This is a genomic window from Mycobacterium heckeshornense (genome assembly GCF_016592155.1).
Taxonomy (GTDB): Bacteria; Actinomycetota; Actinomycetes; order Mycobacteriales; family Mycobacteriaceae; genus Mycobacterium; species Mycobacterium heckeshornense.
This window is the reverse complement of record NZ_AP024237.1, coordinates 4858188-4881890: the sequence shown is the minus strand read 5'-3', so window position 1 is coordinate 4881890 and position 23703 is coordinate 4858188. Positions and strand designations below refer to the sequence as shown.

Below are 23703 nucleotides of genomic sequence, written 5' to 3'. Positions count from 1 at the left end.
ATCATCTGTCCGCCTTCATGAGCACCCCTTTGATCTGATGTTTCAACACCTTTCCTGCGTCGTTTTTCGGCAATGCGGTCCAGATCACCACCTGCTCAGGCGCTTTGAACTTGGCCACACCGTGTGCTTGCAGGAAGTCACGCACGCTGGCGACGTCGGGAGCAGGCACGGTGGCGGGCACGATCACCGCGCAGGCCCGCTCACCGGTCGACGCGTCGGGCAGGCCGACGATAGCGATCTCGGCGACACCGGGGTGCCCGATGAGAATATCCTCGATCTCTTTCGGCGAAATGTTCTCGCCCTTGCGGATGATGACGTCCTTGGCGCGGCCGGTGACGATCAGGTACTCGTCGTCGACCCAGCGGCCGAGGTCTCCGGTACGGAAATACCCGTCGGCATCGAACGAGTCAACTTCGTCCTCGGGATGCAGATAGCCGACCAGCATCTGGGGTGCGCGGGCGAGGATCTCGCCATCGCCTGTCGATGCGCCGTCGCGGGCGGCGATCTTGACCTCAGCGAAGCCGAGACGCCCGTCGGTGTCGGCGGCGCGGTCCGGGTCGTTTGGCGCGCCGATCGTGGTGACCGGGACCTCGGTCGAGCCGTAGACCCGGGTGACGACGGCTCGCTCGAAGTAGCCGGCGGCACTGCGGATCAACGAGGGCGGCACCGACGCGCCGCCGCAGACGAACAGTTTCAGGTCGGGAAGCCGGGTACCGGCCCGCCGCGCCGCGTCGAGCAGCTGTTCCAGAAACGGTGTGGCCCCGGCGACATGGGTGCAGCGCTCGGCTCGCATGAGTCCTACGGCAACATCGGCGTCCCACCGGTCCATCAGCACGGCGGCCGTTCCGAGCAGAAGCGGACATTCGAACGCATAGATCGACCCGCCGATGTGGGCGATCGGGGACGGAACCAGGAACCGGTCGCCCGGCTCGACCAGCCAGTGCTCCCGGATCTGGCAGATCAGCGCGTGAAGTGAATTATGGCTGTGCAGCACGCCTTTCGGCCGTCCCGTGGTACCCGATGTGTAGAGCATCATTCGCACAGCGTCGGCGTCAACCGCCGGCCATTCATACGCCGGCGGCCGCTCCTCGATCAGGGATCGGTAACCAGTGTGACCGCCGGGATCACCGCGCAAGACGACAACCTCGGGGCGAGTGTCTAACTCGGCTAAGACCCTGCTGAGCATGGACGCGTAGTCATGGCGGCCGAAACGCGACGGCACAAACACCATGCGGCTATCCGCATCAGTGAGGATGAACCGCAGCTCGCGATCCCGCAGCGACGGCAGGATCGGGTTCACCACCATCCCGGCCAGCGTGGCCGCGAGGTAGATGACCACGGCTTCATGCCAATTGGGCAGCATGAACGACACCACGCTGCCCGTCGGCAGGCGCGCCAGCAGTGCCTGGGCGAGCGCTGTCGCCTGTTCGAGAAGGGACCGGCAGTCCAGCCGGTGATCGCCGTCGACTACCGCCACGCGCTGCGGAGTCCGTCGGGCGGCTTCATGCAGCGCGTCGGCCAGCGTGCTTTTGACCCACCACCCGCGGGCGTAAGCGTCAGCTGCGGTGTGCTCGTCGAAGCGGACTTTCACCGGCGGCTTAGTCTCGGACCCGGCGCATGGTCATCGAGTGCCGGAACCGCGAGGACGGATGCGTGTTGATCGTCACCTGGGCGACCTCTCCATCTGACGTCTGATAGGTGCGGCGGATTTCCAGCCCCGCGGTTCCCGGCTCGACCCTGAGGCCGCCGGCCAACTCGCGGGAGAGCACCACTGCGCCGATCTCCTGATGGACCTCGACGATACTCACCCCGAACAGGTCCTCGATCAGCGGGAAAGCTGGCCCGGTGCGGCGTTGCAGCAGCCTGCCGACCGCGGCGAAGGCGCGGTTGATGTAGTACTCGGTGCGGCAAATCGGTGCCGAGTTTTCCCCGGCCTGCCGGTACCCGCGGACGGCCAGCCACTGAGTGCCCACCGGCAGGCCGCTGCGCTCGGCGAGATTGTCGTCGACGGTCACCATGGCGGTCGAGTCGATGGCGAAGTGGGTGCCGGTCGCGAAGGCGAGTAGGTCATTGATTGACTTCACGTCCTGGGCATAAGAATTCGAGGCCGGCCGGGGAACGACGAGTGTTCCCGCCCGGGGCCGCGACACGACGAGGTTGTCTTCCCTGAGCCGGCGCAGCGCTTCCCGCACGGTATAGCGGCTGACGCTAAACCGCTGGCACAGTTCGTGTTCGGTGGGCAGCTGCGAGCCCACCGGATAGACTCCGTCGACGATCTCCTTGCGCAGCGTGCGCGCTACCTGAAGGTAGCGATGATCGGTGGGGCTGACGGTCATCGACGGTCCCCGGCGGCTACTGGTCGTAACGCGAGGACGCTGCCGTCCGCGTCGGCGGAGACGAATAGGGTGCCGTCCGGTGCGGCCGCGATACCAGCGAACGGGCCCTGGGGGCCGGAGAACGGCGGCAAGCCCTTGAGTGGTTTAGGCATCACACCTGGCGGGGCGCCGACCGGCAAGCCGGCGGCAATCGTGCGCCGCGCCCTGGTGTCCAGATCGAACTCGACCAGCTCCTTAGCGTCGGCGTCGACGACATATAGCCGCTGGCCGACTACGGCAATGCCTTGGGGGCGGCACAATTCGTCAACCACCGGCTCTGGGTGTGAGCCTGTCAACCGGACTACCCGCCCGGCGCCGGATTCGGCGACCAGCGCTGAGCCGTCGGCGGCGATCGCCACGCCCACCGGGTCGCACAGCCCGCACGCCAGCGTCTCGACGCCGCCGGTGCGCAGCAGCAGGACTCGCCCGGTGCCCAGCTCGGCGAACACCACACCAGAGGACGCGACGGCCACACCGTAGAGCTGGTCGAATCCGTCTGCCAGCACCTGGCTTTCGCTGGCCGACGGCCGGTAGCGGGCAACCTGACCACCCGACGTGGTCACCACGAACTGCCCGGCGTCGACTGACGCCACACCACGCATAAACCCGGGGTAGCCGGGGGAGAACAGCATTGCGACGGTCCGCAACTTCGCACCGGGATCGAGCACATAAAAGACGGTGCCGTCGGCAATGTAGAGGTGCCCGTCGTGGCCGATCGCCAGATCCAGCGGCCAGTTCAGGCCGCCCGGCAACACCGTGGCGGTCTCGCCTCCGGGCCGAATCTCGGTGAGCTCGCCGGTGAAGTTGGATACCAAAAGCCGGTCACCGGCGAAGGTGAGGTTGTCCAGCCCGGGGCTGAGCGTAGCCAGGATGCTTCGCTCGCCGCTGCGGGGATCGATACGCAACACCTGTCCGCTAGCCACCTGGGTGGAGACGATGTAACCCTCCGAATCGAACTTCACCGCATCCGGCACGCCGAGATCGGCTGCGACGCAGTGGGGTTCACCGCCATCCAAATCGACACGCCAGATCTCGTTGGTACCCATCACCGGGAAGTACAGCAGGCCGTCCGGACCGACTTCCATCGCGTTGGGCAGCGGCACATTGTCTAGCAGCACGCGGGGCTCACCGCCGCCGAGGTCCATTTCGAGGATGCGCCCACCGACGCGGCACTCACTGATGAACAGCCGTCCCTGGTGAAATGTAATACCGTTGGCGGCGGGGACATCATCGCGCAGCACCCGCGGCCGCTTCCCGGGCTCCAGCACGCTCACCCTGCCATCCATGACCTCGGTGGCGTACAGGTTGCCGGCGGGGTCAAACGCAACGTCGTCGGGTGCGACGATGTCACCGCCCTTGGCGCTCACGGTGTCCAACTGTCCGGTTCGCAGATCCAGCGCGCTGATCTGACTGCCCGTCACCTGCGCGATATAGATCCATCCATCCGGACCGATGCGCAGGCCGTTGGCGCCGAAGAGCCTGCTGGGCGCGGTGAGCCGCTCGAGTTGCCACCCTTCGGCCACCTGCGGCGGGCTCACCGGGGTGTATCGGCCCGTTCCCGGCGACGTGGTCATGGCCTTACCGAACCCCCTTCGTCGCGTCGCAAACACTACCGTTGCGTCTGGTGCAGCTAGTCCAGACAACTATTCACGCATTGGCGCGACCCGCACTTGACGCGGTCTTAGCTTCAGCGGAATAGTGTTCTACTAAATGGAGAGTATCATATCTTGTCCGGACAAATATAGGTGGACGGTGATCGGTTGAGGCTGGACGGCCGCGTGGTGGTGGTGTCGGGCGCCGGTGGCGGCGGCATCGGCACCACGGTGACGTCGATGACCGCCCGGGCGGGGGCCACCGTGATCGCGGTGAGCCGATCCAAGGAGAACCTCGACGAGCACGTAACACCGCTGGCCCGCCAGGGTCTTCCGGTCATACCGGTGCCCGCCGACGCGTCGACCGACGAGGGCATCGAAACCGTCATCGACCGCGCGCGGGGCACCGCCGGCGAACTCTACGGGCTGGTCAACATCGCCGGCGGCGCGGCGCCGTCAACCTGGATGCCCGCCACCCGGGTGAGCCGAGGCGAGTGGCGGGACTTGTTCACCGCGAACCTCGAGACCGCGTTCTTCATGAGCCGGGCGGTGGCGGCGGAGCTGAAACAGCGCGGAAAGCCCGGCGCGATCGTGTCATTGTCCTCGATCAGCGGCATGAACACCGCACCGTTTCACATCGCCTATGGGACGGCCAAGGCGGCGGTGGCGGCGATGACGCGCACCATGGCCCTCGAGCTGGCGCTGGACAACATCCGGGTAAACGCGGTCGCGCCCGGGATCACCGCGACACCGGCCTCCGGTACGTATGTCGACGACGACCCGGAGCGTGACCGCCGCGCCATCGCGATGGGACGACGCGGACGCCCGGAGGAGATCGCCGGGGCCATCCTGTTTTTGTTGTCGGACCTTTCCAGTTACATCACCGGTCAGACCCTGCTGGTCGACGGCGGTCTCGACCTCAAGTGGTCTCACTTAGACGCGGACAACACGTCGTTGTTCCTCAAAGACGAGTCGTTCCGGGCGGCGCTAAGGAGCATGCAATGACCGACTCCAAAATCCAAGCAGCCGAAGAACTTTCCACACCGATGACGATCGGCGTCGATGCCTACCTTTCTGAGGACTACGCGCGCGCCGAACGTGACAAGCTGTGGCGCAAGGTGTGGCAGCAGGTTGGTCGGGTCGAAGACCTTCCCCAGGTGGGCAGCTACCTGACCTATGACATTCTCGATGACTCCGTCGTGGTGGTGCGTACCGGACCAGACACGTTGAAGGCTCACCATAATGTGTGCGTGCACCGCGGCCGACGGCTCATCGATGTCCCCGACGGCGCGAAAAGCGCTTGTGGCCGCAAGAAGTCGTTCGTCTGCGGATTCCACGGGTGGACATACGACCTGGAGGGCTCCTGCGTCCATGTGCCCGAGAAGCAAGACTGGCGTGGCGCGCTGACAGCCGAGAACACCCACCTGGCACCGGTCAACGTCGACACCTGGGGCGGCTGGGTATGGATCAACATGGACCCAAACTGCGAGCCGTTGCGTGATTACCTCGAGCCCGCCGCCACCATGCTCGACCCGTTCCAGTTGGACAAAATGCGTTGCAAGTGGCGCAAATGGCTGCATTTTGACTGCAATTGGAAAGTGGCCATGGAGGCGTTCAACGAGACCTACCATGTCGCGACGACACACCCGCAGTTCAACAAGTTCGGCAGCTTTCGCGGCTGGGCCAAGGCTCAGGGGCGGCACAGCAACATTGGGTATGACGCGCCGAAGGATCTGGAGAAAACCAAATCCAAGATAAGACTGGGCACCGGCGCCGATCCGCGCATCTCCACCGCGCAGATGCAGGTCTACACCCTGGAAGAAACCAACGCCACCACCACCAAGACATTGGTGGACGCCGCGCGCAGACTGGTCGACGAACTTCCGGAGGGCACCCCGGCAGACCAGGTGCTCGAGCATTGGCTGTCTTCGGCGCGCCGTGATGACGCTGCCCGCGGGGTGATCTGGCCCACCATCGACCCCGAACATCTGGCGGCCAGCGGCACAGCGTGGCAGATCTTTCCCAATTTCCAGATCGGTCAGGGCTTGACCACAGCGCTGTGTTACAGCGCCCGGCCCCACGGCTACGACCCGAACAAATGCATCTTCGAGGCCTCGTGCTACGAGCTTTACCCGGAAGGGCAGGAGCCACGCACGGAGTGGGAATACCTCCCGCCAAACGATCCCAGCTGGCGAACCGTGTTCCCGCAGGACTTTTCCAATATGGCCGCGGTGCAGCAGGGCATGAAATCGCTTGGTTTCAAAGGCACCAAACCCAACCCCTACATGGAACGCAGTACCGTCAACCTGCACTACCAGCTGTCCAAATACATGGGCATCGGCGAACCGCGCGAACTTTGAGGACAGCAGATGACCGCACCGGCGACGATGCAGAGGGTAGCGATGAGGAGGAGCTGCGCCAGATGACGACTCCCGATTGCGAGCAACCGACAAACACTCCCGACGACATCGACATCGATGCGCTGCGCGAGAAATACCGCCAGGAGCGTGAAAAACGTTTGCGGCCAGAGGGCTCTAAGCAGTATCTGGAACTGACCGGTGAGCTGGCCAAATTCTATGAGATCGACCCTTACACGGCGCCGCTGGTGCGTGATCCGATCCGTGAGGACATCTACGTCGCTGTTTTGGGAGGCGGCATCGCGGGCCTACTGGCCGGCGCCTACCTGAAGAAGGCCGGCGTGGAAGACGTGCACATCATCGAGATGGGCGGCGACTTCGGTGGGGTCTGGTATTGGAACCGTTTCCCCGGCATCCAATGTGACAACGATTCGTACTGCTACATGCCGCTGCTGGAGGAACTGGATTACATCCCGACCAAGAAGTACGCCGACGGCGCCGAGATTAGGGAGCATTGCCAGCGCATCGGAAAGCATTTCGGTCTCTATGACTCGGCAATCTTTTCGACCGAGGTCCGCGCGCTGCGGTGGGACGAGGCGATCAAGCGCTGGCGGATCAGCACCGACCGCGGCGACGACATCCGGGCCCGTTTCGTCGTCATGACAAACGGTTCCTTCAACCGGCCGAAACTGCCCGGGATTCCCGGAATTGAGGACTTCAACGGCCACCAGTTCCACTCGTCCCGCTGGGATTACGAGTACACCGGCGGGGATTCGACCGGTGGGCTGCACAAGCTGGCCGACAAACGTGTCGCGCTGATCGGCACGGGTGCCAGCGGCATTCAAATCGTTCCGTTCCTCGGTCGCCACGCCAAGCACCTGTACGTATTCCAGCGCACACCCTCGTCGGTCGACTCGCGTGGAAACACGCCCACCGATCCGGAATGGGTCAAAACGCTGAAGCCGGGATGGCAGAAGGAGCGGCAGCGTAATTTCCACCGTTGGAGCCCGTTTGAAGGGGTGGTATTCGACCAGCCGGACCTGGTCTGCGACTTTTGGACCGAACTGGGCCGCAACATGACTGCACGGATCGCGGCCATGAAGGATCCCGCGTCGCTGACCATGGAGCAGATCATGGCCATCCGGGAAGAAGAAGACTACAAGGTGATGGAGCGTCTGCGCCGCCGCATCGACAGCATCGTCGAGGACAAGCGGACCGCGGAGGCGCTCAAACCCTACTACCGATTCCTGTGCAAGCGTCCCTGCTCCAACGACGAGTACCTGGACACGTTCAACCGACCCAACGTCACCCTGGTCGACGTCGCGGAGTCGAAGGGCGTGGAACGGATTACCGAAAAAGCGGTCGTCGCCGGCGGTGTCGAGTATGAAGTCGACTGCATCATCTACGCCAGCGGATTCGAGATCACCACGGAAATCAGCCGCCGCTACGCCATCGACACCATCGAGGGCCGCAACGGGCTGTCGCTCTTCGACTACTGGCGCGACGGCTACAAAACGCTGCACGGCATGACGGCCCGGGGGTTTCCCAACCAGTTCCACACCGGCTTCATCCAGGGCGGCGTGGCCGCAAACACCACCGCGATGCTCGAGCAGCAGGCCGAGCACATCGCCTACATCATCGCCGAAGCTCACAAACGCGGCGTCGTCACCGTTGAGCCCAGCCAGCGGGCGCAGGACGAGTGGGTCAGGGTTATCCGCGAAACCGCCGTCGACACTTCGGCATTCGACCAGACCTGCACGCCGGGCTACTACAACAACGAAGGCGGTGGCGGCGGCGAAGGCATCCGCACCCATCTCGGCGAGCCCTACGGGCCAGGCTTCTACGCCTTCGGCGAATTGCTCGATCAATGGCGCGCCAAGGGCGATCTCGACGGCCTGGAACTCGGAACCTAGATGCCTGAGCTCAGATTCGACGATCGAGTCGCGGTGGTGACCGGTGCCGGCCGCGGGCTGGGACGCGCCTACGCCCGGATGCTCGCCGAGCGGGGGGCGAACGTCGTGGTCAACGATTCCGGCGGAGCCCTCAGCGGCGACGGCGTCGACGCCGCACCCGCGAACGACGTTGTGCGAGAAATCAAATCGGCGGGCGGCGAGGCGGCCGCGTGCACCGAATCGGTGGCAACCCCGACCGGCGGTGCGGCGATCATCGCTGCGGCGCTTGAGCGGTACGGGCGACTGGACATCCTCATCCACAACGCCGGCATCGTCCGCAGCAGCCCATTGCAGCAGATGAGCCACGAAGACTTCGACGCGGTCCTGGACGTCCACCTGCGTGGTGCGTTTCATGTCGTGCGGCCCGCGTTTCCGCACATGTGCGCGTCAGGATACGGCCGCATCGTGTTGACGTCGTCCATCGGCGGGCTGTACGGCAACCATGGCGTCGCAAACTACGCGGCCGCCAAGGCCGGAGTGATCGGGCTGTCCAATGTGGTGGCGCTTGAGGGCAGTGCACACAACGTGAAGTGCAACGTGATCGTGCCCGCGGCCGAGACCAGAATGGCGCAGGGCCGCGACACCTCGGGCTACCCGCCGTGGGGCCCGGAGTTGGTGGCGCCGGCGGTGGGGTGGCTCGCCCACGAATCCTGCTCGATCAGTGGCGAGATGCTGATCGCGATCGCCGGGCGGATTGCGCGTGCCGTCGTCGCGGAAACCCCTGGCGTGTACCGCGATTCATGGTCGGTCGAGACCGTCAGCGAGCAAATCGACGCGATCCGGGATGCGTCCGTGCCGGTGATATTTCCCGTCTTGCCCAATGCCCACGCCGACCACATCGCCTACAGCTTCCGGATGACCGGGCGGGAGATTCGGGAAGGAGCACCTCATGGCTAGGCCTGGCAGGGGTCCACTGGCCGGCGTACGGGTAGTCGACCTCACCGCGATGGTGATGGGGCCGTACTGCACCCAGATCATGGCCGACATGGGCGCCGACGTGGTCAAGGTCGAACCGCCGGAGGGCGACGTCACCCGCTACGTCACGGCGGGGCCCGCGCCGGGCATGAGCGGGGTATTCGCGAACGTCAACCGCGGCAAGCGCAGTATCGTGCTCGACTTGCGCTCCGACAATGGCAAATCCGCACTGTGGGCACTCATCGAAACAGCGGATGTGTTCATCCATTCGATGCGGGCCAAGGCGATCGGCAAGCTGGGCTTCGGGTATGACGACGTCGCCGCCATCAACCCGGCGATCGTCTACACCAACTGTTACGGCTACGGCCGCCGCGGCCCCGACCGGGACCTGCCCGCCTACGACGACACCATCCAGGCGGAATGCGGGCTGCCGGCCGTCCAACAGATGCTGACCGGGGAGGCCAGCTATGTCGGCACCATCATGGCCGACAAGGTCGCCGGCCTGACCGCGCTGTACGCGACCATGATGGCGCTATTCCACCGCGAGCGCACCGGCGAGGGCCAAGAGGTGGAGGTGGCGATGTTTGAGACCATGGCGTCGTTCATGCTGGTCGAACACGCCAACGGCGCGATCTTCGAGCCTCCCCTGGGGCCGGCCGGCTATCCTCGCGCGCTGGCCCCCAACCGTCGCCCCTATCAGACCAGCGACGGCTACATTTCGGCGCTGATCTACACCGACAAGCATTGGTCGGCGTTCATCGACGCCGTGCAGCCGCCCTGGGCCTGTGACCGGTACGCCACGCTCGAGCAGCGGGCCCGCCAGATCGACACGGTGTACGGACTGGTGGCCCAGACGATGCGGGAGCGCACCACCGGGGAATGGCTGGCCCTGTTTCGCAAGCTGGAAATACCCGCGGCGCCCATCCGCACACCCGACGCGCTGTTCGACGACCCGCACCTGAATGCCGTCGGGCTGTTCGAGACGGTGGAGAGCCCGTACGGGCGGATGCGCTTTCCCGGTGTGCCGACGTGGTTTTCGCACACCCCGGGCCGGGTCAGGGGGCCAGCCCCGGAGTTGGGCGCCCATACCGCCGAGGTGCTCGAGGAGATCAGCGCGAGCAGACGCAAAAGCGCCCGAGACGCCGTCGAAAAAGGGGCTTTTGTGTCTGCTCGCCAGGGAAAGGAACGCTGAGCAATGGGTGTGCCGGTCTACCAACGCATCTTGGACCTGTTCGAGGCCGAGGGTGTCACGACCCTGTTCGGCATTCCCGATCCGAACTTCGTCCACATGTTCGTAGAGGCCGACCGGCGCGGCTGGGCGGTGGTGGCCCCGCATCACGAGGAGAGCGCGGGCTTCATGGCCGACGCGGCCGCACGGATGACGGGTAGGCCGGGCTTGTGCATCGGGACGCTCGGGCCCGGGGTCGCCAACCTGGCCGGGGCGATGATGTGCGCCAGGGTGGAAAACTCGCCGGTCATCTTCATCGGCGGTCAGCGCGCCCGCATCACCGAACGACGGGTGCGGCGCGGGCGCATCCAGTTTGTCCGCCAGGAGGCGCTTGTGGAGCCGTCGGTGAAATACAGTGCGTCGATCGAATACGCCGACCAGACCGACGAAATCGTCCACGAAGCGATCCGCCGCGCGCTGTCGGGCACACCGGGCCCGGCCTACATCGAATATCCCGCGCACGTGCTGCTGCACGAGCTGGACGTGCCGGCGCCACCGCCACCCGGCACCTATCGCCTGGTCGGCCAGGGCGCGGGCGAGCGGGAAATCGCGGAGGCGGCAAGGCTGGTGCGCACTGCCAAGAACCCGATTCTGCTGGTCGGCCACGGTGTGCACACGTCGCGGGCCGGCGAACCGGTCAAGGCGCTCGCCGAGCTGATGGCTTGCCCGGTGATCCAGACGTCCGGCGGCACCTCGTTCATCGCGGGCCTGGAGGATCGCACCTTCCCCTACGGGTTCTCGTCGGCGGCGGTCGAGGCGGTGACCGCCTCCGACCTGTGCGTGGCGTTGGGCACCGAACTCGGCGAACCGGTCCACTACGGCAGGACCCGGCACTGGGCGCAAAACGACCCGATCCGCAAATGGATCTACGTCGAGCAGGATCCCACGGCGATCGGGGTGAACCGTCCGGTGGACGTGGCACTGGTCGGAGACCTGCGGACCGTCGTGCCACAGCTGGTAGACGCGCTCCGGGACAGCCCCCGCTCACCGTCGGCGGACCTGGCCCGCTGGGTCGAACAAGACGCCGAGCAGTTGGCTGAGGTGGCCGAGACCGCGCCCAGCGGCCAGATACCGATTCATCCCGCGCGTTTCGTGGTCGAGGCGACCAAAGCCTTTCCGTCCGAGGGCATCCTGGTGCGCGACGGCGGCGCAACGGTCATCTTCCAGTGGACTTATTCGCAGGCCAAACCGCGCGACGTCATCTGGAACCAGAACTTCGGACACCTCGGCACCGGCTTGCCCTATGCCGTCGGCGCCGCGGTGGCTGACGGTGGCAAGCGGCCGGTCATGCTGCTCACCAGCGACTCGTCGTTCCTTTTTCACATTGCCGAATTAGAGACTGCTGCACGGCTGAACCTGCCGCTGGTGTGCGTCGTGGGTGTCGACCACCAGTGGGGTTTGGAAGTCGGTGTCTACAAGCGAACTTTCCCGCAACCGTCGCCGCAGCCCGGGGTGCACTGGAGCAAGGACGTTCGCTTCGACACGATCGCGGAAGGACTGGGCTGCCACGGCGAATACGTCGAGCACGAGCAGGATATCGGCCCGGCGATCAAACGTGCCTACGCCAGTGGCCGGCCGGGGGTTGTGCACGTCGAGATCGACCCCAAAGCGAACTCGGAGGAGATGCCGAACTACGCAGAATTCAGAACTTGGTACGCCGAAGGAACCCAGTAGAGGAGGATGGCGTCATGCGCGAATATCTGAAGTTCTACATCGACGGCCGGTGGGTCGATCCGGTGCGGCCACACCCCTTCGACGTCGAAAATCCCGCTACCGAACAGGTCGGCGGCCGAATTTCACTCGGTTCGGCCGACGACGTGGACGCGGCGGTGAACGCGGCGCGGCGCGCCTTCGCCGACTGGTCGCAGAGCAGCCGGGAAGAGCGTCTCGAGCTGATGCAGGCGATTCTCGCCGAATATCAAAGGCGTGCAGGAGATCTCGCAGAAGCAGTGACCGAGGAGATGGGGGCTCCGCCGGCGTTGGCCGCCGGCCCCCAAGTGCAGCTCGGCCTGGGTCACCTGGTGACCGCCATCGACGTGCTGAAGAACTTTGCGTTCGAGGAACAGCACGGCGCAACCCTGGTGGTCAAGGAGCCGATCGGCGTGTGCGGGCTGATCACCCCGTGGAATTGGCCGCTCAACCAGATCGCGGTGAAGGTCTATCCGGCGCTGGCGACCGGCTGCACAATGATCTTGAAACCGTCTGAAGTGGCGCCCTACTCGGCCTACATTTTCACCGAGATCCTCGATGCCGCGGGCGTGCCGGCCGGGGTGTACAACCTGGTCAACGGTGACGGCGCAGGGGTGGGGGTGGCGCTGTCCAGCCATCCCGGCATCGACATGGTGTCGTTTACCGGTTCGACGCGCGCCGGCACCGACGTGGCGGCGAAGGCCGCGCCGACGGTGAAGCGGGTCACCCAGGAGCTCGGCGGCAAGAGCCCCAACATCGTCCTCGACGACGCGGAATTCGCCAGCAGCGTCCGCGCCGGGGTGGTCAACATGATGCTCAACACCGGCCAGAGCTGCAACGCGCCGTCGCGCATGCTGGTGCCGAAATCCCGCATGGCCGAAGCCGTCGCGGTTGCGCGGGAAACCGCCGAACAGGTGAAGGTCGGTGACCCCGACGACAGCCGCGCCATCGGACCGCTTGCCTCGCGGGCGCAATTCGAGAAAGTGCAGCGCTTGATTCAGACGGGCATCGACGAAGGCGCCACACTGGTCACCGGCGGCCCCGGCCGGCCCGACGGGCTGACCACCGGTTACTACGCCAAGCCCACCGTCTTCGCCGACGTCACCAACGACATGACGATTGCGCGCGAGGAGATCTTCGGGCCGGTGCTGTGCATACTCGGTTACGACAACGTCGAGCAAGCCGTCGAGATCGCCAACGACACCGACTACGGCCTGGCCGGCTATGTGTCGGGAGCCGACCTCGACAAGGCGCGGGCGGTTGCCGGCCGAATTCGCGCCGGCTGGGTAACGATCAACCACGCCTTCGACATGAACGCGCCGTTCGGCGGTTACAAGTGCAGCGGCAACGGCCGCGAGTGGAGCGAGTTCGGCTTCCACGAGTATCTGGAGACCAAGAGCGTGCTCGGATATGCGCCGGACAAGGCTGCCGGGTAGGTCTGTCTCGGAGCTGCCCCGTCGTGTCTTCCACTCATGCTGGGCGGCCACGGCTAAGCTTGCCGTGATTCAACCGGGAGGTGCATCGACGTATCGGCAGCAACCACACCGCCGTCCGGCCGGCCAGCCGGGCCGCGCGGCGAGCGAACCCTGAACCGGCCAGGCGTTATCCTGCGCCGGTTCACTACGTTCGACGGTCCCGATGGGTTGCTCCGGTCCCACAGCTGGCACGTCGCCGACCCGGCCCGGGCATTCCTGCCCTGGACGGGCTTCGCGCCCTCGCGGTCACGTTGGTGCTCGCCGAGCATGGCGGTATTCCCGGCCTCGGCGGAGGCTTCATCGGTGTCGACATCTTCTTTGTCCTCAGCGGATTTCTGATCACGTCGCTGCTGATCGACGAGCTGGCACGTACCGGTCGGATCGAGTTGTCCGGTTTCTGGATTCGCCGTGCCCGGCGGCTGCTGCCCGCACTGGTGCTGATGGTGCTGACGGTGGCCGTCGCACGCGACCTGTTTCCCCGGGAGGCCGTCGGCGAACTACGCGACGACGCCATCGCCGCATTCGTCTGGATGGCGAACTGGAGATTCGTGGCGCAAAAGACGGACTATTTCACCCTGGGCGCCACCCCGTCGCCGCTGCAGCACACCTGGTCGCTGGGAGTCGAGGAACAGTACTACTTCGTCTGGCCGCTGGTGTTGATTGCGGTCGCCGTATTACTGGCGATGTGGGCCAGGCGTTACCGGTTGTGGGCCACGCTCAGCGGCGTTCGCTTGATCGTGTTCGTGCTCGCCGCACTGGGCGCGGTCGGCTCGGCGGCCGCGGCGATCACCTTCTCGTCGGACGCCGCACACGACCGGGTCTACTTCGGCACCGATACCCGCGCCCAGGCACTGCTGGCCGGGGCTGCGGTGTCGGTTTTGCTGGTGCGCGACTGGCCGGCGCTGACCCGTGGCCGGTCTGCTATCCGGACCCGCTGGGCCAGATGGATCGCCCAGGTTCTGCCAGTCGTCGCGCTGGCGGCCTTGGTACTGGCGGCGCACTACGCAACCGGCAGCGCACGCGAATTCCGCACCGGGTTGCTGACCGCGGTGGCGGCGGCCGCTGTCGCTGTGATCGCGCCGGTGGCGCTCGACCAGCGGATAGCGGTAGCCCGGGTGCTGGCGTGGCGCCCGCTGGTGTGGCTGGGCGTCATTTCCTACGGCATCTACCTATGGCATTGGCCAATCTTTTTGGTGCTCAACGGGGAACACACCGGCTGGTCCGGATGGCGGTTGTTCGCCGTCCGGTTCCTCGTCACAGTTATCCTGGCCGCCGCGTCATGGTGGTTGGTCGAACAGCCAATTCGACGGTGGCGCCCGGTGCGCCTACGGTTGTTGCCGCTGGCCGGCGCCACCGTTGGTACCGCTGTCGCGACGACGGTGCTGATTGTTCCGGTCGGAACAACCCCTCATGCGGGGGTTGAGAGCAGCCTCCCACCGGGCGTGTCCGAGGTGGCCGCTGTTTCGCCGTCCCCGCCGGTCGCGGCGGCGCCCGTTCGCCCCGTGGGTAAGCGAAATCCCAACCGGCCGTTTACCGTATCGGTTTTCGGCGACTCGATCGCGTGGACACTGATGCACTACCTTCCGCCGACACCGGGTTTCCACTTCGTCGACCACACCATCATTGGATGTAGCCTGGTGCGTGGCGGGCCGTATCGATATCTCGGCCAGACTCTCGACCAAAAACCGGAATGCGAAACGTGGCCCAGCAGATGGTCCGCACAGGTCGCGGCCGACCAGCCCGATGTCGCGCTGCTGATCATCGGGCGCTGGGAAACGGTCGACCGAGTCAACGAAGGACGGTGGACTCATATCGGCGATCCAGCATTCGACGCATACCTTGCCGGCGAGCTGCAACGAGCGCTGGATATCCTCGGCGCCACCGGGATTCGGGTCGCGATAGCCACCGTGCCCTATAGCCATCGCGGTGAAAAGCCAGATGGAACCCTGTACCCGGAAGACCAGCCCGAGCGGGTGGACCAATGGAACACGTTATTGCGTCGCACAATTGGACAGCGCCCGAACGTGTCGATCCTAGACCTGAATAGGAAGTTGTGTCCCGACGGGGTTTACACGGCTAAGGTCGACGGTATCCAAGTGCGCAGCGACGGGGTGCACCTCACCCCGGAGGGCGTGCAGTGGCTGACGCCGTGGCTTGAAGAATCACTGCGATAACAGGTCACTCGGCAAGAGTCAGACACGACAGCTGATTTCCATGCTGTCGGCTTCCCGGGCGCGGAAGTTGACGCTGACATATCCATTGTCAGTGTTCCGCACATAATCGAGGTAAGGTTGCGTGTCAGCCATTTCGGTATTGTCCGCGACGATCAGTGCACCGGGCGACAGCTGCGATTCGAGCAGCTTGATGACCGGCAGGTACAGCTCCTTCCACCCGTCGAGCAACAGGAAATCGACTGGGCCGTCGACGCTCGTCAAGGTCGACAATGCATCGCCTTCGAGCACGGTGATCAAATCGTCCAACCCGATGTCGGCGAACGTCTTCTTCGCGGCGGCGATCTTGGTGGTGCTGAGTTCGGTGGTGATGACATGGCCGCCGCCGTTGTCACGCACCGCCGACGCCAGGTGGATGGCCGAAATCCCGAAGGACATGCCGAATTCGACAATCGTCGTCGGTCGAGCCGCTCTGACCAGCATGTACAGCAGGCGACCCGCGTCGGGCGTGACCGGGATGTACAAGTCGCTCATCGCGTCGGCGCGTTCCTGCGCGCTCGCCGACGACAGCCGCTGCAGCTCATCACGTCGATCCCGCAGCTGGGCCATCTGCTCTCGGCTCTCGGCGTACATGCGCGCAAGTGCGGTCGCGACTTTGGGGTCCTGCAGTGTGTTGGCCATGACGTCGAGGGTAGGCGTGATCACGCGCGAGCGGGGCCGTCCCGTCGGTCCGCGAACGTGCGGCCGGTGTCAGGCCTGAACGATGATCGGGTCGCCGATGTGCACGGCGTCGAAATACCAGGCGGCGTTGTCCGGGCTGAGGTTGATGCAACCGTGGCTGACGTTGGCATACCCCTGCGAGTCGACCGACCATGGCGCCGAGTGCACGTAGACACCGCTCCAGGTCACCCGCACCGCGTACTGTCCTTGGATCAGGTAGCCCTCGGGCGAACTGAGCGGGATGCCGATGGTGCGGGAATCGAACGTGACCGTCCGCTCTTTCGACAGGGCCGTGAATGAGCCGATCGGTGTCGGACGACTCGGCTTGCCCATCGACGCCGGCATCGTGCGGACCACCTCGTCGTTGATGCTGACGGTGAACGTATGCGCGGAAATGCTGGCAACCGCGCGCACGACGTCACCGGTTTCGAAGCCGGTCGTCAAGCCATGCACCTGCACTTTGACCGTGCTGTGGGGCGGCCAGTAGTGGTCGGGCGTCCACTGCACCGTGTTGTCGTCGACCCAGCTGAATCGCCCGGTCGCCTGGCTCGGGGAAGTGATCTTGATGGTCCGCTCGGCGGAGGCGCGGTCGAGGACGGGCTTGCTGAAGGTGACGATGATCGGATGCGCGACGCCCACCAGCTGACCGTTGGCCGGCTGGATCGACGCGATGCCGGGAGCGGCTTGCGGCGGGGCGCTTGCTGCCAAGCTAGGGTTCGCCGAGACCGCTATGGCCGCTAGCACCGCCCCTGCCACGACGAATGCTTGCCCAAGCGCTCTTCGCATCCTGTCCACCCCTTCGAGCTGGTGCGCTGAATCGCACCACGTTGCTTTCCTTAATACCTACCCTATTTAGCGGTCAGCAAACATCGTTTGGCGCGGAAACAGTCCGGCTTCAACGCGAGGTGGGCGATGAACCGGGTGCTCAGCAAAATCTAAGGCGCCAATACCGTTGGTTCGCGACGGCCTACGGACGGTCTAGGTTGTCGTCTTCGTCGCTGCTGGCGCGCAGTATTTCCTCGGGGCCGGTGGAAGAAGTTGATGCGGGGCCAACCGCGGTCTAGACGCGGTGGTGGTATCCAACCAGGGCCTCTATCGCCTAAAGCGTATTTCGCGCCCACGGGCTTGCGCGCTACGGCCTGACCGTTGGCTTCGGTACCACGCGCGACCGGCAACACTTATCCCCGCGTGAGAGGGTGACCCCGCCACGCCAGGAGGGTTACGCTCCCCGGGGTGGCAGAAATGCTGCGGGTACCCGAAGCGCTACGGGCAGTGGCGTCCCGCTGCGGCGCGCTGGCAAGTGAGGTAGACGCCGGTGAGGCTCCGGTGTCGAGGCCGTCGAGCCAGCCCAGCGCGGCGGCGTGCAGCGCCGGGCACGCCGGTGTGGCGGCTGTCCAGGCGGCGTCGACGGCGCGGATGCAGGCCACCAGCACCGAGCTATCCACGGCCAAGACCGCCTACGACGACAACGAAGATCAGTCAGCCGTCAAGCTGCGCGCTATAGGCGGCCAGGTGGTGTAGATGGCGGGACTAGGAGCACTCCCGGGCCTGTCGGAGCTGCTGTCGTGGGGCACCGATCACCTGACCGAGAGTGCCGACTACTGGGAGAGCTTCGCTGACCGGCTGGAATCGGGATTCGCTGAGGCGCACAACCTGATCCGCACCTCCGGGTGGGAGGGGCAAGCCTACGATAAGTCCGAGAGCCGGGCCGCCGCCGATGAGTATAAAGCCAGCGGCGTCGCCCACCGCTACCGCACAGCCGCGAAGATCGCCCGCGAAGGCGCGTCCAACGAGTCCGCCGCCCAAAGCGCGCTGCGCTACGCGGTCGAGGACGCCTGGGACGCCGGGTTCAACGTCTACGACGACGGCACCGTCCAAGACGCCGGGAGCGCCGCCACCGCCGCAGAGCAGGCCGCCCGGCACGCGCAGGCCGAGGTGCTCGCGGGCAACATCCGCCAGCGGGCGCTGCAACTGTTAAATCTCGATCAGCAGATCGGGTCCAGCATCACCACCGCCCTGGGCGACCTCACCGGCTTCAGCTTCGACGAGGCACCCGTGCCCACCAGCCCCGACGACACCATCGGGGACGGTAACAACAAACGACACGTCAGCCTTGTCGACCACGCGTGGAAGACCGGACCGGACCAGCCGCCGGCACCACCCCCAGGCCCCAGTGCTGCCGACATTCGCCAGGTGCTCGACAAACTGCCTGTAGGCAATAGCCCCGAAGTAAGGGAGGTCCGCTCGCAGCAGGATCTCGACAACCTGTGGAACTGGATGAAACAGAACGGGGTAGACAACCCAAACCGATATGGTGACCCCGGGAAAGGTGAGTGGAAGGACTTGCCTAATGGTGCGGGCGTCGGTCGGCGTCAGGCTGCCGGTTCAACCAACCAGCCTGCCCTTGATGTTCGCCTGCCAGGCAAGGATGGCTACGTGAAGGTGCACATCAACCCTGAACGAGGAGGCGTGCCAGAGATCCCACCCCCAGCTAGGGCCGCACCAGCTGAACCACCGCCGGCCCGGGCGCCGGGCGAGCCGCCACCTGCTGGCCGGCCGCAACCCGCACTCCCAGCCGCCGCGCCACCGGCTGAGCGAGCACCCGTCGAGCGAGCGCCCGTCGAGCCGCCAGCCCCACCGCCCCCCGCCCCGAGAACAGGCGGCTTCGGCGGAGGAAGCATAGGCGGCGGTGGAGGAGGGCCGTTACCCGGACAACATGGCAGTATCTGGGAACCGACTGAATAGGCTTGGGGGAGGTGAAACAATGACTCAACCCGATCAGGTGCGCGGCGCCGAAAACCAGAGCGCACAAGAGCGGCTCCGCAAGGAGTTGCTTATCAGCGGACTCTACGACTGGGTGCCGCTGGTACAGGTCGAATCAGTGATCACGCGCGCTGATTTGGCAGAAACGCTTCCTGCCCAACAAGATTTGGCTTTGCAAACTATTCGATCACTTGTCGAAGACGGGCTCATGGAAATCGGGGATCTGCCCAACCCGGGTGAAAAGTTTCGGGGATGGGATCTCTCGATCGACGCAGCCATGGCTCGCGTGTACGACCGCTTTGTCCAGCATTACGACGATCCAACACTATGGGAATTCACCATCTGGCTTGGTCTCACCGAGACCGGGACACGACTTGCTAGGAAGTTGGAGGATAAAACCGCTACCGCAGAATGAACTTCTGTCCTTCTCCGATCTTTCGCATAACACTAAATTTAGATTCGACGCGGAACTTCGCTATGTCAGCATGAACGATGATTGGTTGGCGACGGCCTACGGACGGTTTAGGCTGTCGTCTTCGTCGCTGCTGGCGCGCAGCATTCCCTCGGGGTGGTGGAAGAAGTTGATGCGGGGCCGGCCGCGGTCTAGATGCGGTGGCGGTATCACCGCCGCCGATGAGGATAACGCCAGCGGCGTCGCCCAACGCTACGGTGTAGCCGCGAAGATCGCCCGCGACGGCGCGTCAAACGAGTCCGCCGCGCAAAGCGCGCTGCGCTATGCGGTGGAGGATGCCAGGAGGCGTGCCGGAGGTCCCACCCCAGCTAGGGCCGCACCACCTGAACCACCGCCGGCCCGGCCGCCGGCCGAACCGCCACCTGCTGGCCAGCCGCGACCCGCGCCCCCAGCCGCCGCGCCGCCCCCGAGCGAGCCCCCGTCGAGCGAGCACCCGTCGAAGCGCCACCCCCACCGCCCCCGGCGCCTAGAACAGGCGGCTTTGGTGGCGGAAGCATGGGCGGCGGTGGAGGAGGGCCATTACCCGGACAACATGGCAGTATCTGGGAGCCGGCGGAGTAAGACGCTTTGGAGTGCGTGAAACAATGACTCAACCCGATCGGATGCGCGGCGCCGAAAACCAGCGCGCACAAGAGCGGCTCTGCAGGGAATTGCTCATCAGCGGACTCTACGATCAGGTGCCGTTGGCCCAGGTCGAGTCGGTGATCACCCGAGACGACCTTGCTCAAACCGTTGCAGCACAACAAGAACTGGCGCTGTCCGCCATACGGTCGCTCGTCGACGCCGGCCTCATGGAGTTTGACGGATGGGAAGACCTTCCGCTGGACGCGGCAATGTCACGGGTATACGACCTGTTCGTTAACCACTACGACGATCCCGGAACGTGGGCATTCTCCGTCTGGCTCAAACTCACCGAAGCCGGCGCGCAGTATGCCAGAGAACTCAAGTCCAAGACTGCTCCTTAAAAGCTGGCAAAAACCGACCTGCACGGGTGGGGCGGAAGGTCAGAGCATGTCGGCCACCAGTGCCCGCGGCAAACAACTGCGCGAATTGATCGCACATGCCAATTGCCCGGAGTAGTGAAGCCGGTTACTCGTTACGCGAACACATGCCCATCGAGTTTCGATCTCCGTAACTCGCTAAAGCTAAAGCCGGCCCTGCGTCTGTTAAACAAGAACCATGAGTAATCGGTACACCCGTCCTCTGCCCGAATCGGCGGCGCTCATCCTCATCGACGTCCAACGCGACTTCTATGCCGACGACGCTCCGCTGCCCGTGGCCGGAACGCACGACGCCATCCCGCAGATAGCAAAGCTAGCAACCGCATTCCGTCACAAAGGCTTACCGATCGTCCACGTGGTAAGGCTCTACCGCCCGGATGGTTCCAATGTGGATCTGGTGCGCCGGCACTCGATCGAGCAGGGCGCACGGATCGCCGTGCCGGGCAGCGCAGGTTCGCAGATAGCGCCCGAGCTGTTGCCGAATCCCGTTGAGCTGGATCACGAATTGCTGCTCGAGGGTGGCTTCCAGCAGATCGGGCCAACCGAGCATGTGATGTACAAGCCGCGGTGGGGCGCCTTCTACCAGACCAGGCTCGAGGAACACCTTGGTGACGCCGGCTGCTACACGCTCGTCTTCGCCGGCTGCAACTTTCCCAATTGCCCGCGCACGTCGATCTACGAGGCGTCCGAACGCGACTTCCGGATTGTGCTTGTCTCCGACGCCATTTCAGGCTTGTACGACCGTGGCGCAGAAGAGTGCCGCGGCATCGGCGTCGACGTCAAAGACCTCGCCGCGACCCTGGACTGGCTGGACCCGTAGCGATCAGTCAGGCTTCTTCACTCGGGCGGCGATCGACTCCGGCATCGGTTCGTAGCGCACGAACGACCGGGTGAACGACGCCGCGCCGTGTGACAGCGACCGCAAGTCGATGGCGTAGCGCGTCAATTCGACTTGCGGCACCTCCGCTTTTACCACCGTGCGCTCGTCGCCGGCCGTGTCGGTGCCCAGCACCCGGCCGCGTCGCCCGGAGAGGTCGCTCATCACCGCGCCGACAAGGTCGTCGGGCACCAGTACCGAAACTTCGTCGATCGGCTCCAGCAAGATCACCTTGGTCGCTGCGGCGGCATCCTTCAGGGCCAGCGCACCGGCCATCTGGAAAGCGAAGTCCGACGAGTCGACACTGTGGGCCTTGCCGTCGAACAAGGTGACCCGGATGTCGACCACCGGATAGCCGGCATGAACACCCTTTTCCATCTGGGCCCGCACGCCCTTCTCCACGCTGGGGATGAACTGCCGAGGCACCGCGCCGCCGACCACCTTGTCGTGGAACTCGAATCCCGAGCCCTCCGGTAGCGGCTCGACCTCGATGTCGCAGACGGCGTACTGCCCGTGTCCACCGGACTGCTTCACGTGGCGGCCATGGCCTTTCGCCTTGCCCGCGAAAGTTTCCCGCAGCGGCACACGCAACTCCACGGTATCCACCGTTACGCCGTAGCGGTTGGCCAGCGCATCGAGGACGACGCTGGCATGGGCCTCACCCATGCACCAGAGCACGATCTGGTGAGTTTCTTGGTTCTGTTCGATGCGCAAAGTCGGATCTTCGGCAGCCAATCGGCCCAACCCGACCGACAGCTTGTCCTCGTCGGTCTTGGCGTGCGCCTGGACCGCGATCGGCAACAGCGACTCGGGTAACGTCCAGGGTTTGAGCACCAGCGGCTCCGACTTATCGGAGAGGGTGTCGCCGGTTTCGGCCTTGCTGAGCCGACCGATCGCACAGATGTCGCCCGCCAGCACGACGGGAGCGGGACGCTGCTGTTTACCCAGCGGGAAGGACAGCGTCCCGATGCGTTCGTCCTCGTCGTGGTCGACGTGGCCGTTGTTTGCGCCGAAGAACGAGCTGAAATGGCCGGACACATGGACGGTCGCGTCGGGCTTGATCGTCCCCGAGAACACTCGCACCAGGCTGAGCCGGCCGACATAGGGGTCGGACGTCGTCTTGATCACCTCGGCGAGCAACGGTGCGTTGGGGTCACAGGTAACGCTATTGCGGGGTGCGCCCTGCGGAGTGAAAACTTCCGGCAGCGAATGTTCCAACGGGGACGGAAACGCCCGGGTGATGATCTCCAGCAACTCCATGGTGCCGACGCCGGTGGTGCTGCACACCGGAATCACCGGGAAGAACGAAGCGCGGGCCACCGCCTTTTCGAGGTCGTCGATGAGCACCGACTCGTCGATTTTCTCGCCGCCGAGGTACCGGTCCATCAGTGACTCGTCCTCGGATTCCTCGATGATTCCCTCGATCAGCACGCCGCGTTGCGCTTCGAGCTGGTCGGCGTACGACGAGTCGGGCGGGCGCGTGGTGCGTTTGCCGCCGCTGTACTCGTACTGCGTTTGTGACAGCAGCCCGATCAGCCCCTTGCCGGCGGGAACATACAGCGGTAAAACCTTGTCGCCGAACGCATTCTGGGCAGCAGCCAAAGCATTCTGATAGTTGGCCCGGGCATGGTCGAGCTTGGTAATTACCACCGCCCGCGGCATCCCGACCTGCTTGCACTCCTGCCAGAGCAACTTGGTGGGCTCGTCGACACCCTCGTTGGCTGCGATCACAAACAACGCGCAGTCGGCGGCTCGCAGCCCGGCGCGCAACTCGCCGACGAAGTCGGCGTAGCCGGGCGTATCGATCAGGTTGACCTTGACGCCGTCGTGCGACAGCGACGCTAAGGCAAGCCCGACCGACCGCTGCTGGCGGATCTCGGCATCGTCATAGTCGCAGACTGTGGTGCCGTCGACGACCGATCCGGGTCGAGACAACACGCCCGCGGCCACGAGCAGCGCCTCGACCAGTGTGGTTTTGCCGCCGCCCGACGGGCCCACCAGCACCACGTTGCGAACGGCGGCCGGACTGTCTACAGCGGGGGCGGCTCCGGCGCCCTGGGCGGTTGCCTTGTCTGCCATGACGCTCTTCTCCTTATCCTCCGGGCCGCTTCATCCG

19 protein-coding genes are annotated in these 23703 nt (G+C 65.0%); 13 read left to right on the top strand and 6 right to left on the bottom strand.

Annotated elements, in window-relative coordinates; all coding sequences use genetic code 11:
- Position 1 precedes the first annotated feature (1 nt).
- Genes MHEC_RS23485 through MHEC_RS23475 form a run of 3 tightly spaced genes read right to left on the bottom strand, consistent with a single transcriptional unit; the run spans position 2 to position 3949 of the window.
- Entirely contained in the window at positions 2-1591 is a 1590-nt protein-coding gene (locus MHEC_RS23485) for an AMP-binding protein (RefSeq protein ID WP_048891336.1), read from the bottom strand.
- Between the two features lie 7 nt (positions 1592-1598).
- Positions 1599-2336 carry a GntR family transcriptional regulator gene (locus MHEC_RS23480; protein WP_048891335.1) on the bottom strand — a complete coding sequence of 246 codons (738 nt, stop codon included), beginning with the start codon at positions 2334-2336 and terminating at the stop codon, positions 1599-1601.
- Positions 2333-3949, bottom strand: coding sequence for an SMP-30/gluconolactonase/LRE family protein (locus tag MHEC_RS23475; RefSeq protein WP_048891334.1), 1617 nt, complete (start codon positions 3947-3949; stop codon positions 2333-2335). The genes MHEC_RS23480 and MHEC_RS23475 overlap by 4 nt, the downstream gene beginning before the upstream one ends.
- 171 nt (positions 3950-4120) lie before the next feature.
- Here MHEC_RS23475 and MHEC_RS23470 point away from each other — a divergent pair, with 171 nt between their 5' ends.
- The 8 genes from MHEC_RS23470 (at position 4121) to MHEC_RS23435 (ending at position 15757) form a co-directional block, all read left to right on the top strand.
- Entirely contained in the window at positions 4121-4972 is an 852-nt protein-coding gene (locus tag MHEC_RS23470; RefSeq protein WP_048891333.1) for an SDR family NAD(P)-dependent oxidoreductase, read from the top strand.
- On the top strand, positions 4969-6327 hold the full coding sequence (locus MHEC_RS23465) for an aromatic ring-hydroxylating oxygenase subunit alpha (RefSeq protein ID WP_048891332.1): 1359 nt from the start codon (positions 4969-4971) through the stop codon (positions 6325-6327). Before MHEC_RS23470 ends, MHEC_RS23465 begins: the two co-directional genes overlap by 4 nt.
- 62 nt (positions 6328-6389) lie before the next feature.
- The gene (locus MHEC_RS23460; protein ID WP_048891331.1) at positions 6390-8237 is read left to right on the top strand and encodes a flavin-containing monooxygenase; all 1848 of its coding nucleotides are present in this window, start codon (positions 6390-6392) and stop codon (positions 8235-8237) included.
- Positions 8238-9173, top strand: a complete 936-nt coding sequence (locus MHEC_RS23455; RefSeq protein ID WP_048891330.1) for an SDR family NAD(P)-dependent oxidoreductase — start codon at positions 8238-8240, stop codon at positions 9171-9173.
- Positions 9174-9189: 16 nt separating this feature from the next.
- On the top strand, positions 9190-10383 hold the full coding sequence (locus tag MHEC_RS23450; protein ID WP_172442177.1) for a CaiB/BaiF CoA transferase family protein: 1194 nt from the start codon (positions 9190-9192) through the stop codon (positions 10381-10383).
- Between the two features lie 3 nt (positions 10384-10386).
- The gene (locus tag MHEC_RS23445) at positions 10387-12093 is read left to right on the top strand and encodes a thiamine pyrophosphate-binding protein (RefSeq protein WP_048891328.1); all 1707 of its coding nucleotides are present in this window, start codon (positions 10387-10389) and stop codon (positions 12091-12093) included.
- Between the two features lie 14 nt (positions 12094-12107).
- A complete protein-coding gene (locus MHEC_RS23440; RefSeq protein WP_048891327.1) occupies positions 12108-13544 on the top strand; it encodes an aldehyde dehydrogenase family protein in 1437 nt (478 codons plus the stop codon).
- A 224-nt stretch (positions 13545-13768) separates the two neighbouring features.
- Entirely contained in the window at positions 13769-15757 is a 1989-nt protein-coding gene (locus tag MHEC_RS23435) for an acyltransferase family protein (RefSeq protein WP_048891404.1), read from the top strand.
- 18 nt (positions 15758-15775) lie between these two features.
- Here MHEC_RS23435 and MHEC_RS23430 read toward each other — a convergent pair whose 3' ends face one another.
- Positions 15776-16435 carry an O-methyltransferase gene (locus MHEC_RS23430; protein ID WP_048891403.1) on the bottom strand — a complete coding sequence of 220 codons (660 nt, stop codon included), beginning with the start codon at positions 16433-16435 and terminating at the stop codon, positions 15776-15778.
- A gap of 69 nt (positions 16436-16504) precedes the next feature.
- Positions 16505-17260: a L,D-transpeptidase gene (locus tag MHEC_RS23425; protein ID WP_048891402.1), complete on the bottom strand. Its 756-nt coding sequence runs from the start codon at positions 17258-17260 to the stop codon at positions 16505-16507.
- Between the two features lie 447 nt (positions 17261-17707).
- On the opposite strand from MHEC_RS23425, the gene MHEC_RS23420 reads away from it, so the two are divergent.
- The 5 genes from MHEC_RS23420 (at position 17708) to MHEC_RS23400 (ending at position 21530) form a co-directional block, all read left to right on the top strand.
- A complete protein-coding gene (locus tag MHEC_RS23420; RefSeq protein WP_142358676.1) occupies positions 17708-17995 on the top strand; it encodes a hypothetical protein in 288 nt (95 codons plus the stop codon).
- Positions 17996-19219: a hypothetical protein gene (locus MHEC_RS23415; protein WP_048891325.1), complete on the top strand. Its 1224-nt coding sequence runs from the start codon at positions 17996-17998 to the stop codon at positions 19217-19219.
- Between the two features lie 19 nt (positions 19220-19238).
- Positions 19239-19652: a hypothetical protein gene (locus MHEC_RS23410; RefSeq protein WP_048891324.1), complete on the top strand. Its 414-nt coding sequence runs from the start codon at positions 19239-19241 to the stop codon at positions 19650-19652.
- Between the two features lie 641 nt (positions 19653-20293).
- Complete coding sequence (locus MHEC_RS23405) at positions 20294-20674, top strand: hypothetical protein (protein WP_142358654.1); 381 nt, start codon at positions 20294-20296, stop codon at positions 20672-20674.
- A gap of 214 nt (positions 20675-20888) precedes the next feature.
- Positions 20889-21530: a cysteine hydrolase family protein gene (locus MHEC_RS23400; RefSeq protein ID WP_048893414.1), complete on the top strand. Its 642-nt coding sequence runs from the start codon at positions 20889-20891 to the stop codon at positions 21528-21530.
- 3 nt (positions 21531-21533) lie between these two features.
- Here the strand turns inward: MHEC_RS23400 and MHEC_RS23395 are convergent, their stop codons facing one another.
- The gene (locus tag MHEC_RS23395; protein WP_048893415.1) at positions 21534-23666 is read right to left on the bottom strand and encodes an elongation factor G-like protein EF-G2; all 2133 of its coding nucleotides are present in this window, start codon (positions 23664-23666) and stop codon (positions 21534-21536) included.
- Between the last annotated feature and the right edge of the window lie 37 nt (positions 23667-23703).